Source organism: Sorangium sp. So ce375, from assembly GCF_051473855.1.
In the GTDB taxonomy this organism is placed as follows: domain Bacteria; phylum Myxococcota_A; class Polyangia; order Polyangiales; family Polyangiaceae; genus Sorangium.
This window is the reverse complement of the sequence record NZ_CP150335.1, coordinates 9,687,532-9,712,195: the sequence shown is the minus strand read 5'-3', so window position 1 is coordinate 9,712,195 and position 24,664 is coordinate 9,687,532. Positions and strand designations below refer to the sequence as shown.

The following is a 24,664-nucleotide window of genomic DNA, read 5'->3' as shown; positions in this document are numbered from 1 at the left end:
AGGGGCAAGCCGCGGGGCTCATGGGCGGGCCGCGGGGCTCATGGGCAGGCCGCGGGGCTCATGGGCAAGCCGCGGGGCTCAGGGGCAGGCCGCGTCCCCGCCCGCGGTGCTCGCTCAGGGGACCGGCGCTCGCTCGGGGGACCGGTGTTCGCTCAGGGGGCGGCGGAGGCGCGCGTCAGCCTGTCCCGCACGGCGTCCCACGCGGGATCCTCGGGGACGGCGGCGATGACGATCACGTCGCAGCCGGCGTCCTCGAGCCGGTGGAGCGCGGCGTAGAGCGCCGCGGCGTAGCCGGCGGGATCTCCGGGGAGGAGCTCGGCGTGCGGCCCGGTCGCGGTGCGGCTGCCGTGCTCGATGGCGCCGGCGCGCGAACCAGCCCGCGCGGCGCGATCGAGCTCGCCGCGGACGGCGTGCGCGGGGACCAGCGCGACCCGCGCGCGCGGGGCGTAGTGGCGCGCGTGGGTCCCCGGGGACGGGGCGCGCTCGGCCGGGGCGGTGATCAGCGCGGCGGCCGCCTGGATCGGCACGAGGGCGGCGATCGCCTCGGCCGTGACGTGCCCGGGGCGGAGCACCCGCGCCGGCGAGCGCGTGACGTCGACGATGGTGGACTCGATGCCGACGTCGGTCGGCCCGCCGTCGACGATCGCGTCGATGCGCCCGCCGAGGCTCTTCTCGACGTGCTCGGCCGTGGTCGGCGAGAGCTCGGTGGAGCGGTTGGCGCTCGGCGCGGCGATCGGCAGCCCGACCGCGTCGAGCAGGGCGCGCGCGACCGGGTGGACGGGCACGCGGATCGCGACCGTCGGCCCGCCGGCGGCGACCACGTCGGCGACGCGGTCGGGCCGGCGCGCGACGATCAGGGTGAGGGGCCCCGGCCACATCGCCCGCGCGAGCCGCTCCGCGTCCGCTGGCCAGCCGTCCGCGAGGGCGCGGGCGGACGCGACATCGGGGACGTGGACGATCAGCGGGTTGCCGGGCGGCCTCCCCTTCGCCTCGAAGATGCCGCGCGCCGCGCGCGCGTCGTCGGCGCGCGCGCCGAGGCCGTACACGGTCTCCGTGGGGAAGGCGACGAGCCCTCCGCGGCGGAGGATCTCGGCAGCCCGTGCGATGGATGCCGCGTCAGCGGCGAGCCGCTCGGTTCGCATGCGCCGCGGTCCATGTTGCCCGGGCGCGCGGGAGGCAAACGAAAACCGACGCGCGCGGTGCGGGGCGCTGGGCGGGCGCCGTCGCGCTCACGGCTCGGCCGTGCGGCCGGACGGCGCGGCTGTCGCCGCCGGCGTCGATCCAGAGCAGCGCCACGCTAGGCTACGGCTGCGCCGGTTCATCCATCTTCTCGCCGAACATGCGCTTCACTGCAGGCGGGGCATCTCGACGCACTCTGATCGACCCGTCCGACTCACGCACGAAGTTGGGCGCCAGGATGATCGTGGACTCGGGACGCCTGAATGCAGCTGGGTCCGACCGCGGTCCGGCATCTGGCCCGGCATACCATCCGATTTGTCCGTTGGGCAACTTGCGACCGATGATCAGTCCATCACCATCGATGGGCCAGTCGTCGGGTTTGTAATAGCCAATGGTTCCATCCGCATGTTGGACGATCACAGCTTCGGATAAGCTGTCCAATCGCTCGCGATTGCGCCTGATCTCTGCGGCGATTTGTGACTCGGTGTCGGACGATGGATCAGGATCGGATTTCTCAGGAGCTTCGGACGTCGGCGTCTCGTGATTCCGGGCGCCAACGCCCATGCAGAAAGCCAGTTGCGCCTTGGTCGAAGCGAGCGCGGTGCGTTCAGCATCGCAGGCATTACCAGCGCCCCCGATGGCGGCAGGTGCGGATGACGCGCTCCGAGCCCCTCGGGCGCTTGGTGCATCGCGTGGCACGAAGCGTCCGACAAAGGCGCCGGCGACGCCGATGGCGGCAATGAGCGCGACTGCGATGGGTCGATGAATTGTCATGAATGCATCTCACTGTTGCCGCTTCGCCGGCTCATCAACCTTTCCGCCGAACATCCGCTGCACCTGGAGTGGAGCAGGCTTTTCGTCGATTGTGATCGTTCCATTTGCGTCACACCCCCAGGTGATTCGACGATCTTCTCACTGAAGCGCGGTGTCAACGGTGAGCAGGGGTACGAGTTATGTCCATGCGCGACCATCGATTGCTCTCGGGCATGCAGGTGCAGACTCGGCGCTGAAAGAGAGCTCATGAGCGCGCGCCAGACAGCGGCTAACCTCGATCGCACCTTGAGGCCCGTCGGCCCGAGCTCGTCTCTGCCGCGTTCCCGCGGGGCCGCGCTGTCGTGCCGGGCGCGCCACGGAGCTCGCCGCGCTCACGGCTCGGCAGTGCGGCCGAGGGAGCGCCCGTCGCCGTCGGCGTCGATCCAGAGCGGCGCCGCGACGAGGTGGATGCGCTGCTTAGCTGGATCGACCGGTGCGCTGCCGATGGGTCTCGACCCCGCCGGCCGCTTGTTCGGATGCCCGCCGCATGGTCTCGACCAATCGGGAGGCTCCTCTTGAGCCGATGGCGTGGTCGGGACCACGCCGTTTGTATGAAAAGATCCATTTTTTTTGATCGGGACCTGTTCCCGAGCCGAAAAGAGCCTCCGGGGTCGATCGCGACCTGTCCGCCGCCTCGCAACGAGCGCCGGCGCTGGTCGTGACCTCTGGAACAGCATCTTTTTGACCGGCCGGATCGGTCTCGCGCCGTCGGAGACCTGCGGATGGCTTGACGGGCTCGGCCGCATCGCCGTGTCCTGGCCGGACACGCTGTACCCCGGTCAAGGAGGTCTTACGCGATGTTGAAGCACCTGATGATCGAAGAGATGGTCGCGCTCGTGTCCCCGTGGGTCGAGAACGCGCAGCGGAAGCGGCTGTTCCTCTCGATCCCCGAGATCGCCGGCCTGCACCCGAAGGCGGTCGCGGCCCACGACGCCGTGCTCGCCGTGCGCCCGATCAAGGCGGGGCCGTCGGGCGAGATGAACGCTTTGAACGACGAGCTCGCGCGGGTCGACGAGCGCCATGATCACCTCGCCAAGGCCGTCTGCTGGGGCATCGACGCGTACCGCGAGCACTGCCTCGGAGCGGACCCTCCGGACAGGGAGCGCGCGGCGACGTGCGACCAGGTGCAGCCGAAGCTGTTTCCGAACGGGCTCACCATCATCAAGGCCTCGCCGACCGCGGAGGCGGGCAACACCGCGCGTGTCGCTCGGCTCCTCGACGAGGAGCCGTCGATCGGCGAGTTCCTGAAGGGGATCTCGGCGCCCGGGAAGACGACGCTGCTCCACACGGCGCAGCGGTGGATCAAGACGGGCAAGGAGCTCGAGGCGATCGAGCACCGGCGGGACGAGCTCGCCGCGAAGGAGAAGACAGCGCCGGTGACCAAGGCGACGATCGCGGCGGCGCGCAGCCAGTGGTTCCGGGTCGTGTCCGCGGTGCTCTCCAACCTGGAGCTCTCCGACGCGCCCATCGAGGCCATCGAGACGATCCGCGGGCCCGTGCTGAAGGCCTCGGCGCGGGCCGGCAAGCGGTATGGCGGGGCGCCCGCGGGCGAGGGAGCGAGCGTGGAGGGGCCGGGGGAGCCGGCGGTCGTCGAAGCAGAAGAGAAAGCGGTGGGCGCGGGGAACGGCGAGCTCGCGAGCTGAGCCGACCCCCGCGAGCGCGGCGCGGGATCAGCCGCCGAGCGGCTTGCTGCAAAACGTCTGGCCTCGCGTGGGCCTGGTCTTCTCATCCCCATCCGCCCGTGATCGATGCAGTCGCCGTGGCCATCCGCGAGCATGCGGAGCTCAGAAAGAGGTGGCCGTAGTAGATCCGCTGCCCCTCGTAGCCTGCCAGCGCTAGGAGCCTCTCCTCACGGAAACTCGCGCCACTCTCGCGGTGCTCCAGCTAGCGCATCCGCAGGAGCGTGCGGTGCTCGTCCTCGTCGAGGTAGATGATGCAGTGACGAAGGTCGCTCGCGTGTTGGGGATCCCGTTGGGACTGTCTTCTCGCGGCCCCGTCGAGGTCGCAACGCCGCCGCGGCCGCGCTTGCTCTGTCGCCTCGCCTGCGCTGCGCCTCTTCGGGCAGCGTCGACGGGCGATCCTTCCACGCTGCGCGCTTTCCGTCCTCCACGAACGGACTTGGAACGGACTTGACGCTGCGCGGGCGTCCAGTAATACAGCGACCAGATGTCGGTGGCCGTGCCCAGCTCCGTCCCCGGGTTCGCTGCTGCGGCACTCCTGGCACCCAGTTCGCGACGGAGCGCCAAAGTCGTGCTTGACAGCTCGCTCGCGGGACGTACGAGCGGGCGGCGCGTCCCTGTGACTTGTTCGAGCTCCAGCCGGCGTCTCCGATCGGCTAGGGTGCCCGACGTGACAGGACTCCCTTCCGGGTACGAGCAGCAGGTACGAGCGGCAGTCGCCCACTACTGGACGACATTGAGCCAACAGGGGGCCAAGCAGCGCTCGGGGGATGCGGACCGCGGTGGGCGAGCTGCCGTCACCGGCGGAAAGCACATGGACGGCTTCTGTCGGCTGATCAACTGGCTTCTCATCGAGAGCGGCATGCCAGAAGCCAACATCTACGTACATAGCAGGCTTGAGCTCCCTGGATATTTTCGGCCGACAAAGGAATGGGACATGCTCGTCGTGCACAACGAGCGCCTCGTTGCAGCCATTGAGTTCAAGTCGCAAAAAGGACCGTCGTTCGGAAACAATTTTAATAACCGCACCGAGGAAGCGGTGGGTAATGCAGTCGACATATGGACCGCGTATCGAGAGGGGGCGTTCGGCCGAAGTCAACCCCGCCCTTGGCTCGGATGGGTAATGCTTCTAGAAAGTTGCCCGGGGTCCACACGCTCTGTCGGTGTCGCCGAACCGCACTTTAAGGTGTTCTCCGAATTTCGCAACACTTCGTATGCACAGCGGTACGAGCTGCTCCTACGAAAGCTGATCCTTGAGCGGCTCTACGAGGGGGCAGCCCTTCTCATGTCGACCGAGCAAAGTGGAATCACAGGCAACTACACCGAGCCAGCGGAAGACCTTTCTATCAAACGGTTTCTTTCGGGGCTCATGGGGCATGTGCAAGGGTACATTGCATCACTCTAGGTACTATGCAAACCAGTTTAGAACTCGCTGTTTCCCTTCCGAAGAGCGTTTACGAGTACGGGGAGCGTTCGTCGGGAGAGACCCACGGCGTCGTCTTGACGAAGCCGCACGTGGTCAACTTGATACTCGACCTCGTCGGGTACACCGCTGCCCGTGACCTCGGCGCACTGACACTACTGGAGCCCGCGTGCGGGCACGGCGCCTTCCTCGTGACAGCAGCCGAACGGCTTGTGGACTCGGCGCGGCTGCACAACCGCGATCCCTCCAAGCTCGACGCCGCGATCCTTGCCTATGACATCGACGCCGAGCACGTCGTCCAATCACGCGATGTAGTTGCGGACGCTCTGGTAAGGCGCGGGCTCACGAGCCGCGCCGCAACGCGGCTCGTGCACTCTTGGATAATAGAGGGCGACTTTTTACTGGCAGGTCGGCTGCAACGGCATTTCGACGCGATCGTCGGAAACCCGCCCTACGTTAGGATCGAGCAACTGTCGCCGAGATTGCAAGAAGAGTACCGGCGGAGGTATGTCTCACTGTATGATCGAGCCGACTTATACGTCGCTTTCATCGAACGAGGGTTGAATCTACTCTCCCCCGAAGGTGTGCTCTCGTTCATCTGCGCCGATCGGTGGATTCTCAATAGGTACGGGGCCCCACTCCGGCGCTTGCTCGCAGAGCGATTTCAAGTCCGATGTTACGTCGATCTGCACAGCGCATCGCCCTTCGAGTCGGAGGTGATCGCGTATCCTTCCATCTTTGCAATATCGCCAGGAAAAACCGAACGCGTTCACGTGGGCAAGCTGGATACCGCATCTCCCGAGGAGTGCGCGGCACTGCTGCCGGCCATGGCGAATCCCGGACTGAAATATGCGGGGGTCACGGTCTCAGAGTATCCGTCATGGTTCGAGGGGGACGCGCCTTGGGTGCTGAGCTCGCCGGCTCACTTAGAAACGCTCCGCGCGCTTGAGGCTCGATTCGCACCGATTGAGGACGTAGGTGGGACGCGCGTCGGCATCGGCGTCGCTACTGGCAACGACAAAGTGTACATTCTCGAGGATGACGTCGACATCGAGCCCGAACGACGCCTGCCTCTCGTGATGCGCGACGACATCGAGCAGGGCCGTGTTCGAGACGCGCGACGGTTCGTCATCAACGTGTTCCGCGAAGACGGGAAACTGGTTGACTTGCGCGACTATCCGAAGCTCGCGCGCTATCTGGACGAGCACGAGGTGCAGATTCGTAAACGACACGTTGCAAAGAAGAACGCCGCGAATTGGTTTCGTACGATCGACCGGGTGTGGCCCGAGCTCGTCAACCTTCCAAAGCTTTTGATCCCCGACATTGCCGGCTCAAATGAGGTTGCGTTTGATGAGGGGAAATTTTATCCGCACCATAACCTGTACTTTGTAATTTCGAAGGAATGGGACATGGAGGCATTAGGAGGGCTGCTGAGTTCGCGCGTCGCTCTCTTCTTTGTCTGGTCTTACGCGGTCAAGATGCGCGGCGGGTATCTCCGCTTCCAAGCGCAATACCTTCGGCGCATTCGACTTCCCTCGCCGAAGGACATTAAACAGTCGCTTATGAAAGAACTAGCCGGAGCGTTCCGCCGAAGAGACTTCGCGAGGCTAGATGAGCTTGCGCTTCGTGCGTACGACATCGGCAAGCTGCCCGAATTCAATTTCGTAGATACTCGGAAGTAGCTGCGCTCGTGGGCGGTGCGCTCGCAAGCATGTGTCTGGCGGACGACCACGTACAGAAGATACATGCACGGGAGGAGGCGTTGGCGTAACGTAAGTGCCCAACCCGGGGCATCGTTTCCGCCCCCGCGCTGCCTGTTATCTATTGCCATCGCGACGAAGGAGGAAGCGATGGCGACGAGCGTGGAGTGGGCCGAGCGGCTAGAGCGTTGGGAGCGGGGCGGGCCGAGTGTCGAGAGTTCGTGTGGCACGAGGAGAGCTCACGGCGCCGCGGCGCGGCCGAGGGAGCGGCCGTCGCCGTCGGCGTCGATCCAGAGCGGCGCCGTCATCGCGAACGGCAGGATCCCGCCCGGATCTCCCGCGAGCACCGGCTCGAGCGGCCGCCGCCCCCGGACGATCGCGACGACGAAGGTGTCCTCAGCGATGGAGATCGCGCCACGCGCGCTCTGCCCGGGCCCGCGGTCCGCGCTCTGCCCGGACCCGCGGCCGCCGCGCGCTGCGTCGGCGCGGGCGTCGGGCCGCGGTGGTCGTCGCCCGCCGCCGGGTCCGAGGACGACGGGGATCTCGATCTCGTCGAGGAGCGCGCCGGCGGGGGTGGTGCGCGCGCCTTCCAGGGGGATCGGCGCGCCGCTCGCGACGCCGCCGACGAGCACGTGGAGCTCGCGCGCGTCGACCCAGGGGGCGCGCTCGACGCGGATCGAGAGCGACTGCGGCCCGCCACGGGTCCCGCGCCGCGCCGAGGCAACGCCGCCCTGGCGGGTGTCGCCGAGGCGCACCGTCACGAACGGCCCGTTCGTGATCACCACGTCGCGCCGATGCCGCAGGCCCGCGACGAGCTCGGCCACGTCGAGCCGGCCCGGATCATCGTCGGCCACGGCGATGTACGTGCGCGGGGTACCCGCCTCCGCGCCGTGCAGCCCGTGGCTGTCGCTCGTCGCCGTCGGCGTGACCGGGCGGGACGCGCGGAGCAACGCCCAGAGCTCCTCGAGCGCGCGGTCCCGCGCGGCCGCATCGCGCCCCGTCCAGACCTCGACGGCGTCGGCGCCGGCGCCATCCCCGACGATCTGCGCGAGCGGGCTCGGGCCTTGATCCGGCGCGACCTGCGGCGCTCCGGATCCGTGCAACGGTGAGCCTCCGCCGTGCTGCCGGCTCACCTGGACGACGCGCTCGCCGGGCAGCGCGCGCACCTCGCGCAGGATCTCGCTCGCGGTCTCGCCCACCCACCGCAGCGCGCCCTCGCGGGGCGCATCCGCCTCGCTGCCGAGCGGGAACACGCTGAGGCTCCCGATCCCCGCGCCGCTCCGGCCGCTCGTGAGCTCCACGCCCGGGAGCATGCGCAGCCGCGCCTCGAGCCGCAGGGCGGCGACGTCCCGCTGGAGATCGGAGGCGAGGTTGTGCTCGCTCGCCACCGCGCACTCCACGCCTTCCGCCGCGCTCCACAGGAGCCGCAAGGCCGAGGGGACGCCCGCGTCGGCGCTCTTCGCGGTGTGCTGCCGGAGGTCGCAGGCGATGTAGCCCGACGTGTCGACAACCCGCTCCAGCGTGAGATCGAGCCGCGACCTGCCGCCGTCGGCGATGTCGACAGTCGCCTCCGCGAGCGCGTACTCGGGCCCGCGCGAGGCGACGACCCGGACTCGCCCAGGGGGCAGGGAGACATCGAGCTCGCCCATGAGCGCGAGCCGCGGCGGCGATACGGCCTTGCCGGTCGCGGCGTCGAACAGGCTGACCTTCGTCGCCGTGAGCGGATCGCGGAGATCCGGGTCCACGGCGGGCGCCGAGGCGCCGCGCTCCTGGATCCGGACGTCGAGCCGGCCTGCGCCGGAGAGCGCGAGCCGCGCGGGGGCGATCTCGCCGGCGCGGATCCGGATCCGCGCGCTCCCCAGCGCGCGGCGGCCGCTCCCTTCGAAGCCGACGAGGTAGAGGCCCGGCGGCGCCTCGGCCGCGAGCGGCGCGCCCTCGTCGATCCGCAGCCACAGATCGAGCGCGGCGTTGGCCGGCGCGGCGCCGTCGTCGGCGATCGGGGTCAGCGTCGCCTTGCCGGCGAGGGGCGGGAGCGGCGCGCCGCGGGCGTCCACGAGCTCGAGCGCGACGCCGCCGGGCGCGCCGCCGCCGAGGAAGAAGAGCTCCGTCTCGACGGCGAGCGTGTCGCCGCGCGGCGCGACCGCGAGGATCCGCCGGTAGTCGGCGCGCCCGCCGGGCGGCAGCGCGGCGGGCCGAGCGAACGTCGCGTCGCTGAAGCCGGCGCCGCTCCGCGCGCGAAGCTTCGCGCCGTCCGCCGGGGCGATCGCGTACGCGACGCCGGTCCCGATACCGGCCAGGTACGGCGCCTCCTGCTCGCCGCGGAGCCCCGGCGCGGCGCCGGGGGCGACGTGCTCCGCCGCGGCGCCGGGGGCGACGTGCTCCGGCGCGGCGCCAGGGGCGACGTGCTCCGGCGCGGCGCCAGGGGCGACGTGCTCCGGCGCGGCGCCAGGGGCGACGTGCTCCGCCGCGCCCCAGTGGACGATGTCGCCGAGGTCGAGCCCCTCGATCGGGCGATCGCCGTCGTTCCGGAGCGACGTCGTGATGAGCAGCGCCCGATCGCGCGGCCCGAGCGCGTAGCGGGTCGTGACCGAGAGCGCGCCGCCCGCGCTCTCACGCCCGCGCACCTCGATCCAGGCGGTGCCGTCCTCGCCGACGCCCGTCGCCAGGTCGCTGTAGATCGCCTGGCCCGGCGAGGCGCCGAGCCGCGTGACGATCTGCCCGAGCTCGTCGCGGCGCGCCCGCGCGTCTGCCGCGTCGATGATGTTGCCGCCGCTCTCGGCGAGGCCTGTGCCGGGGCCGACCTGATCGACGACCACGGCGATCTCGTCGTTCTCGAGCACGTAGTCGCCGGGCCGCCCCGCGGCGAGCGGCCCGGAGAGCGCGTCCGCCGGCCCCGCGATCCGCCGGACGCGCGCCGGCCGCACCGCGCCGCCGGCCGCCGGGCAGAGATCGCCCTGCTCCGCGCCGCCGCGCCCCCACCGGCAGAGCATGCCGAGGCGCTCGGCCGCGCCGGACGACACGACGACATTGCCGCCCTGCACGGGCGGCGCGCAGGTCGCGGAGGAGAGCGCGAGCGCGAGGAGGCCCGCCGAGCGGAGGGCGTGGCGCGCGGCGCTCCCCGCGCGCGCGCGGCTCGTTGGGGGGCGCGGGCACTCGGGCGAGCGGGTCATCGGCCTTCTTCCTTCTTCCGGCGTCGTCCGGCGCCTTCGATTCCGATGCGCGGCCGCGGCGCGGCTTGGGTCAGGAGCGCTCGGTGGCGAGGACGAGGAGGGAGGCGAGCCCCAGGCCGACGCCGAGCGCGCGGCGGGCGGTGAACACCTCCCCGAAGAACAGCGGCGCGAAGAGCGCGGCGAGCGCGATGCCGCCGGCGAACACCATCGGCCCCGTGGCGGACACCGGACCGCCGATGCGAAGCGACATGAAGACGAGCGTGGTCACGCCGCTGATGCACAGGCCGGAGGCACAGGCCCAGAACACCCCCTGCGCCGCGGAAGGCGCCTCCGCGCCGGGGCGGACGAGGAGAAAGACGAGGATCCCGACGGCCGCGGTGCCCTCGACGCACAGCGCGCCAAGGGCGTCTCCGACCCGGCCTGCCGCCGCGCGCAGCATCAGGTAGTGACCGGCCATGCAGAGCGCGGCGAGGAGGGCGGGGACGTACCAGACGGACATGTCGCGCACGCTATAGCGGGGCGGATCTTCGAGCGCTACGGGCTCATCCGGGAGGGGAAAACGCCGGGACGGCGCTTCCTCTCTCCCCTTGGCGACCTTGGCGTCACGGCGGTCTTTCTGCCGAGCCGGGGCAGCTTCCCGCCGTCGTGCTACTCGTCGTCCACCATGTCCGGGTAGTCGCCGGGCGCGAGGTTGTCGAACCGGGTGCACGACGAGGTGAACCGCGTGAGCACCTTGCCCGTCGGCCCGTTGCGCTGCTTGGCGACGATGATCTCGGCGATGCCTTTGTGGTTTGTCGTCTCCGGGTTGTAGTACTCGTCGCGGTAGATGAAGATGATGTTGTCGGCGTCCTGCTCGATGGCGCCGGACTCGCGGAGGTCGGACAGCTGAGGGCGCTTGTCCTTTGTGGTCCGGGTCTCGACCGCGCGGTTCAGCTGGGAGAGCGCGATGACCGCCACCTTGAGCTCCTTCGCGAGCTGCTTGAGCCCGCGGGAGATCTCGCTGATCTCCTGCTCGCGGCTGCTCACCCCGTCCCGGCCCTTCATGAGCTGCAGGTAGTCGATAACGACGAGCCCGATGCGCCGCCCCGGGTTGCCTTCGCTGGGCGGCCGGTCGTACTCGGCCTGGATGCGCCGCACCTTGGCGCGCAGCTCGAGGAGAGAAATGGCCGGCGTGTCGTCGATCCAGAGGGGCAGGGTCGACAGGTACGAGGCGGCCTCGGTCAGGCGGCGCCAGTCGTCGGGCTGCAGGAAGCCTTGGCGGAGCTTGCCGACGTCGACGCGGCCCTCGCTGCAGACCATACGTGTCGCGAGCTGCTCGCGGGGCATCTCGAGCGAAAAGACGGCGGCGCCGAAGCCGGGATCGTGCCGCTCGACGCCGTGCCCCGCCTGGTCGGGCCCGGGGGAGCTCACCGTGCGCGGCGACGCCACGTTCACGGCGACGTTGAGGACGAACGACGTCTTGCCCATGCCGGGGCGGGCGGCGATGATCGAGAGGTCGCCGTCGTGCAGGCCTGCCGTCTTGGCGTCGAGCTTCTCGTACCCGGTCGAGATGCCGGTGATCCTGTCGCCGCGCTCGGCCGCCGCGGTGATCTGCTCGAACGCGGCCTTGAGCACCTGGGCGATCGGCTGGGTCGCCGTCCCCTGGGGCGTGCGCGCGAGCTGGTAGACGGCCTGCTCCGCGCCGTCGATGAACTCCTGCACCACCCCGACGTCGCCGTACCCCTCGGCCGCGACGCGCTGGCACGTGGCGATGAGCTGCCGGACGCGCCATTTCTCGTAGACGACCCGCGCGTGGGCCGCGACGTGCGCGACCGCGGGCGTCGCGTCCGCGAGCTGGGCGAGGTACGCCGCGCCACCCACCTGGGCAAGGCGCTCCCGATCGCGCAGCCAGGACGCGACCGAGACGATGTCGATGGGCGTGCCGGCGGCCGCGAGCTCCTGCGCAGCCTCGTACACGCGGCTGTTCGCCTCGCTGTAGAAATGATCCGCTTTCAGGATCTCGAGCACCCGATCGAGCGCGTCGCGGTGCAGGAGGATGGCGGAGAGCACCGCTGCTTCGGCGTCGAGGTCGTGCGGCGGCACGCGCCCGGCGACGATGGGAGGCTCGATCCTCTGAGGCCGCTGGCCCCGGCGCTCCATCATTCTCATCATCCGTGCTTCTCCTCCCCACCGATTCCCCCCATCCCGCCCCGAGCTTTTCCACAGGCGCCGAAATGGGCGACGCCCCGGAGAGGAAACGGTCCTCCGGGGCGTCGGGGGTAGGGTCGATTTCCGTCTATCAGAACATGGGCAGCCCTGAGAAGTGTTTCTGTTTGCATTGCAGTGAGCGTTCGTGTGGTGGGCATCCCAATGCAGGTTCCATGTCGAGGGGTCGCGCTTCTACGTTCGGAGGCACGCTCGGAAGCTTGCTCGGACGCTTTCGCGGAGGTCTCCGCGGCAGCGGTCGCCGAGGGGCCTCGCGGCGAGGCGCCGCCGCCGGCGGCGAGGTATGGAAATTGAGCAACCCCGGTCTCATCGCCATTTCTTTTCGCGCTTGACTCAGCTGCGATGACGCTGCGCGCCTCGGCGTGAGCCATCGCGGGGAGCCGCCATTGTGGATCACAAAACACGCCATACAAGGATTGCGCCCGCCGAGGTTGTCTGCGTCGGTGAAGCGCTGTGGGATCTCTATGCGCCCGAAGGCATTCCGCTCGAGCAAGCGAAATTGCTGCGCCGCGTGCCGGGAGGCGGGGCGGTGAACACCGCGACGGCGCTCGTCCGGCTCGGCATACGTTCGGAGCTGTGCGCCGCGCTGGGCGATGACGCGATGGGGCGCGGGCTGAGGGACGAGGTCGCGGCGGCCGGCGTCGACGTGGGACGGCTCTCGCTGAGCGCGGCGCGCACAGGCCTCATGCTCGTGGCGATCGAGCGCGGCGAGGCGCGCTTCGCGGGGTACAGGCAGGGCGAGAGCGAGGCGCGGGCGCTGGCCGCGGCGCTGCCCGAGCGATGGCAGAGCCGGGTCGTGCACTTCACCGGGATCGCGCCGGTGCGCGGGGCGAGCGGCGCGCTCGCGCGGGCCGCCGCGAGCGCTCGCCGCGAGGGGTGCGCCGTCTCGGTCGACATCAACGCGCGCCCGCGGATGTGGCCGCGCGCCGAGCGGGCCGCGTCCGTTCCCGGCGCGGGGGCCGGCGCCGCGCCGGCTTCCGACGCCGGTGCAGGCGTGCGCGGCTGCTTCCGGCTGTTCGGGCTGGCGGACCTCGTGAAGTGCAGCGTCGGCGATCTCGACGTGCTGGGGACGACGGCGCACGCGCTCCGCGAGCGGCTCCGCCCCGAGGCGACGCTTGTCGTCACCGATGGCGCGCGGGAGACGCTCTTGCTCGGCCCGGGGGGCGAGCGCGCGGTCGCGCCGCGCCCGGTGCGGCCGCTCGATCCGACGGGCGCGGGCGACGCCTTCTGCGCCGGGATGCTGGCGAGCCTCGTATGGGAGGGGCGAGCGCGATGGGGGGACGCGGCGCTCATGCTGCGCGCGGTGGCGCGAGGGCACGACATCGCGCGGGCGTGGGTAAGGCGGAAGCGCGGCTGAACGAAGCGCGCGAGCGAGGTGGAGGGGGTGAGCGCGGCTGAAGCGCGCGAGAGCGCGGGCGAGCCGCGCTCTCCGGCGCTGCGCTATTTGGCGGCGACCGTGACCTCGACCGACGCCGTGATGGACGGGGCGAGGCGGATCACGACGGGGTGGGCGCCGAGCGACTTGATCGCGTCGGTCTCGATGCGGCGCCGGTCGACGCTGAAGCCCTGCGCGGCGAGCGCCTCTTCGATGTCGCGCGCCGTGACCGAGCCGTACAGCTTGTCGCCCTCGCCGACCGGGCGGGTGATCGTGACCTTGACCTGGTTGAGCTTGGCCGCGAGCTGCTCCGACTCGGAGCGCGTCTTGGCGGCGCGCGACTCGGCGACGCGCTTCTCGTGCTCGATCCGGGACACGTTCTCGGCGGTGGCGCCGACCGCGAGGCTGCGCGGGATGAGGTAGTTGCGGGCGAAGCCGGGGCGAACCTTCACGAGCTCGCCGCTCTTGCCGACGTTGTGGAGGTCCTCCGTGAGGACCACATGGATGTGGGTTGCCATGATCGACCTCCTACGCCGTGACGGTGAACGGCAAGAGCGCGATGTTGCGCGCGCGCTTGATGGAGAGGGTCACCTTGCGCTGGTGGCGCGCGCAGTTGCCGCTGATGCGGCGCGGGACGACCTTGCCGCGCTCCGAGATGAAGTACTTGAGCGCCTGCGGGTCCTTGTAGTCGATGACCAGCGCCTTGTCCGCGCAGTAGCGGCAGACGCGCTTCCGGCCCGTGCGGCGGCGCCCCGGGGCGTCGGCGTTCAGGTCGGGTGTGCGCCCGAAGTCGCGATCGTCGTAGTCAGCGCCGCCGTTGCGGCCCATGTCACTGTTGCGGCCGTTCATTGCTCAGCTCTCCTCCTCGTCGGCGGCGCCTTCCGCCTCACCCTCTTCGGCCTCGTCGAGATCGCTCGGCGGGGCCGCCTCGGAGCTCCGGTCGACGCGGCGCTCCGGCTCGATCAGGCCGAGCTGGCGCTCGCGCGAATCGTCGCGGTCGTCCTCCAGCGGCGCGAGCTCGAGGCGCTCGAACTTCACGTCCTCGTCGGCGATCGTGACGCCCTGGACCTCGACGTCGTTGCGCACGAGCACCGTCTGGTACTTCAGCACGCCGTCGGAGAGGCGCAGGTTGCGCTCGATCTCGGAGACGACCTTCCCGCCCCCGAGGTACTTCAGGTACACGTAAACGCCGCGGCGGTGCTTGGCGATGTCGTACGCGAGGCGGCGGCGCCCCCACGTCTCGACCTTGGTCAGCCGGCCGGACTCGCGACCGACGACCTCGGCGAGGCGCGACCCGATCCGCTCGGCGCCGTCGGCGTCGATGTCAGGTCGCAGGATGTAGATCGTTTCGTACTCTCTGGCGCGCCCGGGCGCCGTTACCTGTCGGCTCATTCAGTCTTCCCTCTCGGCCAATGGCCCCGAGGCGGCGCCCCGGAGCGAGGAAAGGAGCAGCCTGCCAAGCGACGCACCGGCGCGCTCGGCAGGTTGTTCCATCGAGGAATCAGGGCTTGTGCGTCGGGGGGAGGGGACCCTTCCCATCCTTCGCGGCGGGGGCCGGATCCGACGACCCGTCCCCTTCACCCTTCTGCCTCTTGCCCGGCTTGGGCCGGGTGTTTCGAACGTTCATCGCGGCGTCGAAGCCGCGGGCGGCGACTTCTAGCACACTTTGGACAGCTTGCTTCAAGCAGTCGGGCAGGCTCGCGCGCTCGACGGCGTCGAACCCGGACAGGACGTAGTCCGCGACCTCGCCCCGGAAGCCCGCCGGCGGCCTTCCTACCCCGAGGCGGACGCGCCCGAAGTTGCCCGTCCCGCCGTGCGAGATGATCGAGCGCAGCCCGTTGTGCCCCGCGTGGCCGCCGCCGACCTTCAGGCGGACCGTGCCGAACGGCAGGTCGAGCTCGTCGTGGAGCACGATCAGCTCGGAGGGCGCGACCTTGAAGAAGGCCATCGCCGGCTGGACGCTGCGTCCCGACTCGTTCATGTAGGTCATCGGCTTGAGCAGGATCGCCGGCTGCCCTGCGATCTCCGCCCGCGCGTGGACGCCCGAGAACTTCTCGCGGAACGGATCCGCCCGGACCTCGTCGGCCAGCGCGTCGATCGCCATGAAGCCGACGTTGTGCCGGTGAGCAGCGTATTCCTTGCCCGGGTTCCCCAGGCCGACCACGAGCAGCATGACGAGCCGGTTCTGCTGAGTCCCTGGAATCGGGGCAGGCGAGGGGAGGGGGCAGGGCGGGCCGCGCGCGCCTCGCGGTGCGGAGGCGCGAGGCGGCCCGCTCCGGGGTTACTTCTTGTCCTTCTTGTCGCCCGCGGGGGCCGCGCCCTTCGCGGGAGCAGCCGCGCCGGCGGCAGGCGCAGCGGCCGCGGCCGGCGCGCCCGCAGCGGGCTTCGCCTCTTCCTCGGGGCCTGCCTTCTCGGGCGCGTTGATGACCGCGATCGTCTGGTCGTCCGAGAGGAGCGTCTTCACGCCCTCCGGCAGCTTCAGGCCGCTGGCCTTGTACGACTCGCCCATGTCGAGCTCGGTCACGTCGATCTCGATGAACGACGGGATCTTCTCCGGCAGGCAGCGCACGGGGATCGTGCGGAAGATCTGCTGGAGCACGCCGCCGGTGACCACGCCCTTCGGCTTGCCCACGCAGCGGAAGGGGATCTGCACGTCGACGGGCTGGTCGAGCTTCACCTGGATGAAGTCGGCGTGGACGAGCTCACGCGAGATGGGGTGATAGTCGTAGTCGCGCACCATGACGGTGAGCGTCTGGCCGTTCTCGACGGCCAGCTCGACCACGGAGTTCTTGCCGTGATCGGAGCCGAGCACCTGAAGGAGCGCCTTCGGCGAGATGGCGACCGACAGCGGCGCGAGCTCGCGCCCGTAGGCGATGGCGGGAATCTGTCCGGCGCGGCGCAGGCGGCTCGACGCGCTCTTGCCGCTATCCTCGCGCCTCGTGGCGTTGAGCTTGATGATGTCCATGACGACGGCTCCAGAAGTGATCCGGAGGCCCGCGGTGCGCGGTCCACTCCGGCGTAGGGTGCGGCGCTATAGCAGAACGGAGAAGAGAAAGTCGAGCCTTCGTCGCCGGGCAGCGCGTTTTGTGTCTTTTGTGTTCTGGGGAGGGGCGCGGGCGACCTGCGTCGCCGGCGCGCCCCGCCGCAGAACGCGCGCGGCCGGTCAGACGAAGAGCGAGCTCACCGAGTCCGAGTGATGGATGCGGCGGATCGCCTCGGCGAGCAGCCGCGCCACCGAGACGACCTTGAACTTACCGGAGGCCCTCGCCTCATCCGAGAGCGGGATCGAGTTCGTCACAACGACCTCGGTGAGGGGCGACTCCTTGATGCGCTCGACCGCCGGCCCGGACAGGACCGGGTGCGTCGCGCAGGCGGCGACGCTCTTCGCGCCCTGCTTCATCAGGGCGTTGGCCGCGTTCACCAGGGTGCCGGCGGTGTCGATGAGGTCGTCGAGGATGAGGCAGTGCTTGCCGGCCACCTCGCCGATGATGTTCATGACCTCGCTCTCGTTCGCCCGCTCGCGGCGCTTGTCGATGATCGCGAGCGTGCCCTGCAGGCGCTTCGAGTAGGCGCGGGCCCGCTCCACGCCGCCCGCGTCCGGCGAGACGATGACCACCTCCTTGCCGTAGTGCTCGCGGAGGTGGTGCTCCAGCAGCGCGGGCATCGCGAACAGGTGGTCGAACGGGATGTTGAAGAACCCCTGGATCTGCCCGGCGTGCAGGTCGAGCGCGACGATCCGGTTCACCCCGGCGGCGACGATGAGGTCGGCGACGAGCTTCGAGGTGATCGGCGTCCGCGGCGCGACCTTCCGGTCCTGCCGGGCGTAGCCGTAGTAGGGGATGACCGCCGTGATGGAGCCGGCCGAGGCGCGGCGGAGCGCGTCGACCATGATCAGGAGCTCCATCACGCTGTCGTTGACCGGCGAGCAGGTGGGCTGCACGACGTAGGTGTCAACGCCCCGGACGTTCTCCTGGATGACGCAGAACGTTTCCCCGTCGGAGAAGCGCGACACACGCGACTTCCCCATCGGTTGCTCGAGGACCTGACAAATTTCCTGGGTGAGCGCGAAATTGGAGTTGCCGGAGAAGATACTGACTCTCTTGAACACGGCGCGCCTCCAGCCCATTTCGGGGAGCGCGGCTCTATCAGCCAGAGATGGGCACGTCAAGCAACGACTGTACATCGATCGCTGGGCTGCACGTGCGTATCGTATCGGGCGGCTCTGCGCTCACCCACGTCCACCCGCTTTTCGTTCGGCGCTCCTTCGGGTTAGGTAGCGGCTGTGGAGTATTTCGCTGCCGCCGCTTCCGGGCAGGGCGGGCGCGCCGCGGCCGGGCCGCGGGGCAGCCTTGTGATCATCGGCAACTTCGACGGCGTTCATCGGGGGCACCAGGCGCTGCTCGCCGACGCGGCGCTGGACGCGGAGCGGCGGGGGCTCGATCCGGTGGCGCTCACGTTCGCGCCGCACCCGGCGAGCGTCCTCGGCCGCACGCCGCCGGCGACGCTGACGACGCTGCCGCGCAAGATCGAGCTCATCCGTCGCGTGCAGCCGGCGATCCGGGTCGACGCGGTGACGTTCGACCGCGCGTTCGCGGCCCAGACGCCGGAGGAGTTCGTGCGGCGTGTGCTGCTCGATCGGCTCGCGGCGCGCGTCGTCCTCGTCGGCGCGAACTTCCGGTTCGGCCGCGGGCGCGCCGGGGATTTCACGACGCTCGGGCGCCTCGGCGAGGATCTCGGCTTCGAGACGCGATCGCACCCGCTCGTCGGCGACGCCGAGGGGGCGTGGTCGAGCACCCGCGTCCGCGCGGCGCTCGCGCGCGGAGATCTCGAGTCGGCCGAGCAGATGCTGTCTCGCCCGCACATGCTGTCGGGCGTCGTGGCGCAGGGGGCAAGGCGAGGCCGGACGATCGGCTTCCCCACCTGCAACATCGACGAGATCGAGGAGGCGCTCCCCCCGTTCGGCGTGTACGCGACGCTCGTCGATCGGGTGACCTCGTCGGGCCGCGCGATCGCGCTTGCGCGCGGCGTCGCGAACCTCGGCGTCCGGCCGACGGTCGAGGCTTCGGGGCAGGCGCGGCCGAACCTCGAGGTGCACCTCTTCGATGTCGACGAAGATCTCTACGGCGCGGCGCTGCGCGTGCACCTGATCGCCCGGCTGCGCGAGGAGCGGCGGTTCTCCGGTCTGCCGGAGCTCAAGGCGCAGATCGCGCGGGACGCCGAGGCGGCGCGCGCGCGGCTCGCGTCGCTCAGCGCCGATCCGGCGGCGGAGGGGGCGTTTCGCTGAGCGGTCCGGCGACGGTGAGCGAGCGCCGGATGTGGTAGCGTCGGCGGCGATGGAGCGCCGGGAGCTCGACGGGCTGACGCGGGAGGAGCTGATAGCGCGCGCAGAGGGGCTCGGGGTGCCGCGGCCGCGCCTGCTCACGAAGGTCGAGCTCGTCGACGAGATCGTGGCGCGCACCGCGCAGAGCGAGCCGGAGCGGGCCCGCCTGCGCGGCTTCCTGGGGCGGGCGCGCGATCTGCTCTCGCGCGTGGTCGAGCGGGGCCTGCACATGCCGGAGACCGCGCGCGCGCTGCGCGGCGAGGCGCCGCCGGAGCAGTGGCCGCCGCCCGCGCCGCCGCCGCGGTCCACCACGACGCTCGCCGAGATCTACGCGTCCCAGGGGCACACGGAGCGCGCCATCGCGGTGCTCGACGAGATCCTCGCGCGAGCGCCGCAGGACGAGGACGCGCGGCGGCTCCGGGAGAGGTTGATCGAGAGCGCGCCGCGGGGGCAGGCGGCGGGCGTGGGGGCGCGCGGCGCGGACGATGAGGACGCGGACGATGAGGACGCGGATGCGGAGGAAGCGGACGCGGCGCCTGTAGAGCGCGCAGATGCAGACGCGAAGGATGCGGATGCGGCGCCTGTAGAGCGCGCAGATGCAGACGCGAAGGATGCGGATGCGGCGCCTGTAGAGCGCGCAGATGCAGACGCGGAGGACGCGGATGCGGCGCCTGCAGCGCGCGCAGATGCAGACGCCGAGGCCGTGGAGGGCGCTGCCGCGGAGACCGGCCCTGCGCCGATCACGCGGGACGACGGCTCGGGCGAGCCACGCGGGACGGCCCTCGCGGGCGAGCACCAGGGGCAGTCCGCGCCCGTCGCCGGAGCGCCTGGCGACGTTCTGGTGCAGCCGCCGCGCGACATCTCACCCGTGGCGGCCGAAGCGCCGGCGTCGTCCGTCGCTGCAGGCGCGCCGCTGGGCCTCGCGGCGGCCTTTCACGACGAGCGGGCGGAGCTGCCGGCGCGGTACGACGTCGACGAGATCGTCGGCATCGCGGTCGATCCCGAGACGCTCTACCTCTACTGGGAAGTGCGCCCCAGGACGCTCGCTCGAGCGCGGGCGCGGCGCCCGGGAGGGCAGCTCGCGATCCGCCTCGTCGCGGTGCTGCCGAGCTGGGAGCGGCCCGTGGTCGAGCAGCGGGATCTCGCCATCGACGCGCTCTTCGGGGACATGTTCGTGCGCGACATCCCGTCCGGCGCGAACCTCCGGATGTGCACGGGCTGGCTCGCCGGCGAGCTGTTCGAGCCCTTCGCGGTCGGCCTCGAGGTCGCTGTGCCGCGCGCGCTGCCTGCTGCGCCGAGGCCGCCGTCGGAGGAGCCGCCGGCCTCTGCGCCGACGCTGCCGGGGGAGACCTCGGAGGAGCCTCTCGCCTCGGCGCCGCGGCAGACGGGCGAGATCCCGCCGGACAGCCCCACCGCGGCCATGAACGTCGCGGAGCGGCATCCCGAGGTCGAGGCCGGCCATGCGGCATCCTCGACGCCCGGCGTGATCGATGCGGATGCGTCGTCCCCGTCGTTTCCCGGTGCCAGCGGAGACGACGGTGAGCCCGTCGCCGTGGTCGGCGCGAGCGGAGATGCGGTGACTACGGCGCTACCTGCTCCGAGCGCGCCTGCCGCCAGCGTGGATACGGATGTCGGGGCGGCTGCGGCGCCGGCCATCACGGGCAGCGACGTGGAGGCTGCGGCGCCGGTCGTGCGCAGCGACGTGGAGGCTGCGGCGCCGGCCGCGCGCGGCGACGTGGCGACCGAGGTTGTCCGAGCGATCCCGCCTCGCGACCTCGACGCGCTCGCGCCTGGGCACAGCGCGGCGCGCGTCCCGGAGCCGGCGCCCGCGTCGCCCCACGAGGCGCCAGCCCGCTTCCCGTCGGGAACGGCGCCGGCGCCGGAGGCGATCGCGCAGGCAGTCGCGGCGACCCGCGGCGGTTCGAACGAGGGACCACCCCGCTTCCCGTCGGGGACGGCGCCGACGCCGGAGGCGATCGCGCAGGCGGTCGCGGCGACCCGCGGCGGTTCGAGCGAGCTGTTCCGAGAGGGCGGCGGGAACGCCGGACCCGGGCGCAGCGGAGGGCCTCACGCGAGCGAGGCGCTCCGGCGCTCCAGCGCGGAGCGGGGCCTCTCCCCGGGCGGCGGGCCGCGCGCCGGCGCCGATCGGGGCCGGTCCCTGGGCGGTGGATCCGAGCTCTGGCGGAGCTTCGCCACTCGGGCGCGCCTGCCTTCAGGGGGCCGCTGAGCGAACCGGACGACCCGTCGCACGCAACTCGCGGCGCGGGGCGGTCGACCCACCTCGCGTGCACCCGAACCAACGATCTACAGCAAGAGCAAGCTCCGTTCTCTTCCTCCTCGGCGCGATCGCCTGCGCCCTCTTCGCGCCGCAGGCCCGCGCCGAGCTCCCCTTCGATGACGAGCCCACGGCGCTCGACCCGCGCGTGGATCGCCTCGACACCGCGCCCCACGAGCTCTGGGCTCCGTCTCCGGGCAGCGCGCAGCCGCTCTGGCTCGCGGTGGAGCTCGGGATCGCTCGGCTCGAAGGCGGCGAGCGCTCCCTCACCGGCATGCTGCTCGCGAGCATCCCCCTCGAGCGGCTCTCCGCCCGCCCCGGCGCGCCCTCTCCACCCTCCGCCGTCGCCGAAGCTGCAGCGCCTCGGCTGAAGCCTGCCCCCCCGACCCCGAGCCCGCCCGGCGCGCCGGCGGCGATCGAGCTCCCGGAGCCACCTCCGCCCGCACCGCCAGCCGAAGCCGAGCCGCTCCCGGTGCCGGTCCGGGTCACGCCGGCGATGGCCCGCGCGATCGTCGAGGCGGCGCTTCGGCGATCACGCCTCCTCGATCCCGAGGCGCGCATCGACGCGATCGCGTCGCGCGCCCGGACGGCGTCGCTCTTCCCGGAGCTCCGGCTCCGCGTCTCGCGCCTCGTCGACGAGGCGGAGAACCTGGCGCCCACCGAGTACGATCCGGCGCGGAGGACGGCCTCCGGCGGCACGAGCCTCTGGCTCGAGGCGCGCGCGACCTGGCGGCTCGACCGCCTGGTCTTCGCCGACGAGGAGATCGCCCTGGAGCGCCTCCGCCGCGAGCGCGCCGAGCTGCAAACGAAGCTCACGGCGCGCGTGCTCGAGCTGCTCTTCGCGTGGCAGCGCGCCGTCGCGCTCTCGGCCGATCCGGGCCAGAGCCCCGAGGAGCACCGCGCCGCGACGCTCGCGGCGCTCGAGGGGGAGGCGTCCCTCGACCTGCTCACCGGCGGCTGGATGACGCGGTGGCGTGCCGCGCACGAGTGAGCCAGGGCGCCTCTCCGCCCGCGCAGGGCGTCTGCGGGCTAGAGGATCGTCTGCGAGAGCGTCACCGCGCGCCTGCCGGTCCCGACGTCCCCGTCGGGATCGGTGACCGTCACCTCGACCTCCACGACCTTGCCGAGCAGCTCCTCGATCTTCCGCTCGCCATCCAGCCGAAACCGCAGCCCGGCGAGCTTGCAGAAGCCGCCTTCGTCAGGATCCAGGGTGAAGATGACCTCGAGCGGCTCGATCGCATAGCCGAGCTCGGGCACGAGGCCGTTCACCACGGTGAGCGAGCCGGAGCGGCGGAGGTTCTTGAGCCGGATGGCGACGAAGATGTGGTAGCCGCCTTGAGGTCCCGCCTCCACCTGGACCTCGTCGAGATCCTCGAGCGGGAAGTAGTCGGCCTGCCCCTGCCCGACGACGACGACGGGATCGCCCCCGGAGGCCGGCTTGCAGAGGTCCGGCTCGGCGTCCGTGTTCCACGAGGCGCTGTAGGGCTCGAGCTGCCGGGGATCCACGTCGGGGCCGCTGCAGCCGCCGGCCACGCAGGTCTGCGGCGCCGGGCAGGTGGCCGCCCCGGGCGCGACGACGCACTCCCGCTCGAGGCGCACCCGGAGCAGCAGCGTGCGGCCGCCGATCACCCGGGTCGACGCGGTGCGGGCGAGCAGCGGCCTCTCGGCGTCCTCCGCTCCGAACGCCTCCAGGGAGATCTCCACGGCCGTGCCGTCCTCGAGATCGCGGAAGAAGAACTCCCTCGGGAAGAACAGCTGCCCGTTCTTCTGCGCCAGCGCGTCCTCGTGGAGCACGTCTCCGCCGGCCCGCAGGACGACGCGCAGCAGGTCGATGTCGGCGCCTGGACGGAGCTCGCTCGTCACCCCGAACACCACGGTCCCGGTGGTGGGCCCCGGAGCGCCGCAGCCGGCGATGAGCAAGGCGCAGAGCGCGAGGGCGGCGAGCAGGAAGGAGCGCATGTTCGTGGTGGCCTGGCCGCGCGGGGCATGGCGCTCGCCGCTCCATCCTCGCGGAGTTCGGTCGTCCGGGGCCATGCCGACGGCGTGTGCGGCGCGCTGCTGCCAGGCGCAGCGCGCTACTGGATACCCTCGATCGCGGCCAGGAACACGTCCGGGCCGACGAAGTCGTTGAAGCGCTTCCGCTCGGCCCCGGTGGAGTCGTACAGCACCACCGTGGGCAGGCCGACGACCTTGTACTTGCCCTTCACCGCGTCGATCTGCGGATCCTCGTCGTCCGTCGCGTCGACCTTGACCGCGACGAAGTGCGCCGCCTTGGCCATGACACGGGGATCCGAGAAGGTCTCCTTCGCGAGCTGCTTGCAGGCGCCGCACCACTCCGCGGTGAAGTCCACGAGCAGCGGGCGCCCCTCCGCCTTCGCCTTCGAGACGGCCACCGGCTCCTCGTGCAGCCACGTGAGCTGCGGCGACGCGGCCTCGCCGGCCACCGCCGACGGGACGGGCGAGGTGAGCCTCGGCAGATCCAGGCTCGCGACGAGCAGGAAGCTGCTGGTCACGGTGAGCGCGATCCCGAGCCCCTTGCGGGCCTTCACGCCGGCGCCGCCGTCGTCCCAGGACAGGTGGACCGCGCCGAGCGCGAGGCCGAGCGCGACGAGGCCCGCCATGGCGGCCATGAACTGCGGCGTGGGCTGCGCGAGCCACGACAGCGACGGGAAGGTCGTCTTCAGGAAGTAGAGCGCGACGACCATCATCACGATCCCGAAGAACGACTTCACGCCCAGCATCCACTTGCCGCCCTTCGGCAGCGCGAACGCGAACGCGCCGACCAGCCAGAACGGCAGGCCGAGCCCGAGGGAGAAGGTGGCGCCGACCAGCGCGCCGAGGCCGACGTTCTGGGTCTTCCCGATCCAGAGGATGATGCCGGTGAGGACGGGCCCGGTGCACGGCGCGGCGACGAGGCCGCTCACCAGCCCGAGCAGGAAGGCGCCGCCGTAGCCGATGCCCCCGACCTGCGAGAGCCGCTGCATCAGGGTGTCCGGCAGCGTCATCTCGAAGGCGCCGAACATCGACAGCGCGAGCGCGGTGAACACCGCCGCGATGCCGACGATGACCCACCTGTTCGAGAGCACGCTGCCGAACAGGCTGCCGGTGAGCGCCGCGACCACGAGCATCGTGGTGAAGAGCACGACGATCCCGAGCACGAAGCTCGTCGAGAGCAGCATCGCCTCCCGCCGGGATTTCGCCTCCCGCGCCCCGAAGATGCTCACCGTGATGGCGATCATCGGGTACACGCAGGGGGTCAGGCACGTGAGCAGGCCTCCCGCGAGCGCGGCGAGCGCCGCGAAGAGCGGGCCTGCCTCCAGACCGCGGGTGAAGAGGTCGCGCTGATCGCCGGCCAGCGCGATCGCCGGGGACGCGAGCGCTGCGAGCGCGACCAGCGCCGAGAGCGCGCCGCGTCGGACACCCGCCGGCGCGGCGCCGGCGCTTCCCTTGAAACGAGTCGAAGCGGTCATCACGAAGGTTCTATAGCAAAGCGATCGCGGTCGTGCGGCGCGCCGCCGTCCGTTC

The 24,664-nt window shown here is 71.2% G+C and carries 20 protein-coding genes; 7 read left to right on the top strand and 13 right to left on the bottom strand.

Annotated features, from left to right (window positions below):
• Window positions 1-152: 152 nt before the first annotated feature.
• Window positions 153-1,142, bottom strand: coding sequence for an L-threonylcarbamoyladenylate synthase (locus WME90_RS36295; protein ID WP_437276643.1), 990 nt, complete (start codon window positions 1,140-1,142; stop codon window positions 153-155).
• Between the two features lie 160 nt (window positions 1,143-1,302).
• Complete coding sequence (locus tag WME90_RS36290; RefSeq protein WP_437276642.1) at window positions 1,303-1,953, bottom strand: hypothetical protein; 651 nt, start codon at window positions 1,951-1,953, stop codon at window positions 1,303-1,305.
• A gap of 836 nt (window positions 1,954-2,789) precedes the next feature.
• Between WME90_RS36290 and WME90_RS36285 the strand changes: the two genes are divergently transcribed.
• From WME90_RS36285 to WME90_RS36275, 3 genes are all read left to right on the top strand, one after another.
• Window positions 2,790-3,635: a hypothetical protein gene (locus tag WME90_RS36285; RefSeq protein WP_437276641.1), complete on the top strand. Its 846-nt coding sequence runs from the start codon at window positions 2,790-2,792 to the stop codon at window positions 3,633-3,635.
• 697 nt (window positions 3,636-4,332) lie between these two features.
• A complete protein-coding gene (locus WME90_RS36280) occupies window positions 4,333-5,076 on the top strand; it encodes a PaeR7I family type II restriction endonuclease (RefSeq protein WP_437276640.1) in 744 nt (247 codons plus the stop codon).
• A 5-nt stretch (window positions 5,077-5,081) separates the two neighbouring features.
• Window positions 5,082-6,776 (top strand): Eco57I restriction-modification methylase domain-containing protein, encoded by a 1,695-nt coding sequence (locus tag WME90_RS36275; RefSeq protein WP_437276639.1) that lies wholly within the window; start codon window positions 5,082-5,084, stop codon window positions 6,774-6,776.
• Between the two features lie 257 nt (window positions 6,777-7,033).
• Here WME90_RS36275 and WME90_RS36270 read toward each other — a convergent pair whose 3' ends face one another.
• The 3 genes from WME90_RS36270 to dnaB form a co-directional block, all read right to left on the bottom strand.
• The gene (locus WME90_RS36270) at window positions 7,034-9,964 is read right to left on the bottom strand and encodes a CehA/McbA family metallohydrolase (protein ID WP_437276638.1); all 2,931 of its coding nucleotides are present in this window, start codon (window positions 9,962-9,964) and stop codon (window positions 7,034-7,036) included.
• A gap of 70 nt (window positions 9,965-10,034) precedes the next feature.
• Entirely contained in the window at window positions 10,035-10,463 is a 429-nt protein-coding gene (locus WME90_RS36265) for a hypothetical protein (protein WP_437276637.1), read from the bottom strand.
• A gap of 149 nt (window positions 10,464-10,612) precedes the next feature.
• Entirely contained in the window at window positions 10,613-12,115 is a 1,503-nt protein-coding gene (dnaB, locus tag WME90_RS36260; protein WP_437276636.1) for a replicative DNA helicase, read from the bottom strand.
• A gap of 442 nt (window positions 12,116-12,557) precedes the next feature.
• On the opposite strand from dnaB, the gene WME90_RS36255 reads away from it, so the two are divergent.
• Complete coding sequence (locus WME90_RS36255; protein WP_437276635.1) at window positions 12,558-13,526, top strand: PfkB family carbohydrate kinase; 969 nt, start codon at window positions 12,558-12,560, stop codon at window positions 13,524-13,526.
• A gap of 83 nt (window positions 13,527-13,609) precedes the next feature.
• Here WME90_RS36255 and rplI read toward each other — a convergent pair whose 3' ends face one another.
• The 6 genes from rplI to WME90_RS36225 all read right to left on the bottom strand — a co-directional run bounded on the left by rplI (window position 13,610) and on the right by WME90_RS36225 (window position 17,652).
• Window positions 13,610-14,062, bottom strand: a complete 453-nt coding sequence (gene rplI / locus WME90_RS36250) for a 50S ribosomal protein L9 (protein ID WP_437276634.1) — start codon at window positions 14,060-14,062, stop codon at window positions 13,610-13,612.
• 10 nt (window positions 14,063-14,072) lie between these two features.
• Window positions 14,073-14,393, bottom strand: coding sequence for a 30S ribosomal protein S18 (gene rpsR, locus WME90_RS36245; RefSeq protein WP_272104372.1), 321 nt, complete (start codon window positions 14,391-14,393; stop codon window positions 14,073-14,075).
• 3 nt (window positions 14,394-14,396) lie between these two features.
• Complete coding sequence (gene rpsF, locus WME90_RS36240; RefSeq protein WP_437276633.1) at window positions 14,397-14,936, bottom strand: 30S ribosomal protein S6; 540 nt, start codon at window positions 14,934-14,936, stop codon at window positions 14,397-14,399.
• Between the two features lie 109 nt (window positions 14,937-15,045).
• Window positions 15,046-15,717: an aminoacyl-tRNA hydrolase gene (gene pth / locus WME90_RS36235; RefSeq protein WP_437276632.1), complete on the bottom strand. Its 672-nt coding sequence runs from the start codon at window positions 15,715-15,717 to the stop codon at window positions 15,046-15,048.
• Between the two features lie 108 nt (window positions 15,718-15,825).
• A complete protein-coding gene (locus WME90_RS36230) occupies window positions 15,826-16,509 on the bottom strand; it encodes a 50S ribosomal protein L25/general stress protein Ctc (protein WP_437276631.1) in 684 nt (227 codons plus the stop codon).
• A gap of 198 nt (window positions 16,510-16,707) precedes the next feature.
• Window positions 16,708-17,652 (bottom strand): ribose-phosphate pyrophosphokinase, encoded by a 945-nt coding sequence (locus WME90_RS36225; protein ID WP_437276630.1) that lies wholly within the window; start codon window positions 17,650-17,652, stop codon window positions 16,708-16,710.
• A gap of 174 nt (window positions 17,653-17,826) precedes the next feature.
• On the opposite strand from WME90_RS36225, the gene ribF reads away from it, so the two are divergent.
• The 3 genes from ribF to WME90_RS36210 are packed head-to-tail and all read left to right on the top strand — an operon-like array spanning window position 17,827 to window position 22,130.
• Window positions 17,827-18,828, top strand: coding sequence for a riboflavin biosynthesis protein RibF (gene ribF, locus WME90_RS36220; RefSeq protein WP_437276629.1), 1,002 nt, complete (start codon window positions 17,827-17,829; stop codon window positions 18,826-18,828).
• A 31-nt stretch (window positions 18,829-18,859) separates the two neighbouring features.
• The gene (locus WME90_RS36215; protein WP_437276628.1) at window positions 18,860-21,091 is read left to right on the top strand and encodes a hypothetical protein; all 2,232 of its coding nucleotides are present in this window, start codon (window positions 18,860-18,862) and stop codon (window positions 21,089-21,091) included.
• 58 nt (window positions 21,092-21,149) lie between these two features.
• A complete protein-coding gene (locus WME90_RS36210) occupies window positions 21,150-22,130 on the top strand; it encodes a hypothetical protein (RefSeq protein ID WP_437276627.1) in 981 nt (326 codons plus the stop codon).
• 38 nt (window positions 22,131-22,168) lie between these two features.
• On the opposite strand, the gene WME90_RS36205 is transcribed toward WME90_RS36210, so the two are convergent.
• Both WME90_RS36205 and WME90_RS36200 read right to left on the bottom strand, forming a co-directional pair.
• On the bottom strand, window positions 22,169-23,098 hold the full coding sequence (locus tag WME90_RS36205) for a hypothetical protein (protein WP_437276626.1): 930 nt from the start codon (window positions 23,096-23,098) through the stop codon (window positions 22,169-22,171).
• Between the two features lie 116 nt (window positions 23,099-23,214).
• Window positions 23,215-24,609 (bottom strand): protein-disulfide reductase DsbD family protein, encoded by a 1,395-nt coding sequence (locus WME90_RS36200; RefSeq protein ID WP_437276625.1) that lies wholly within the window; start codon window positions 24,607-24,609, stop codon window positions 23,215-23,217.
• Window positions 24,610-24,664 lie beyond the last annotated feature (55 nt).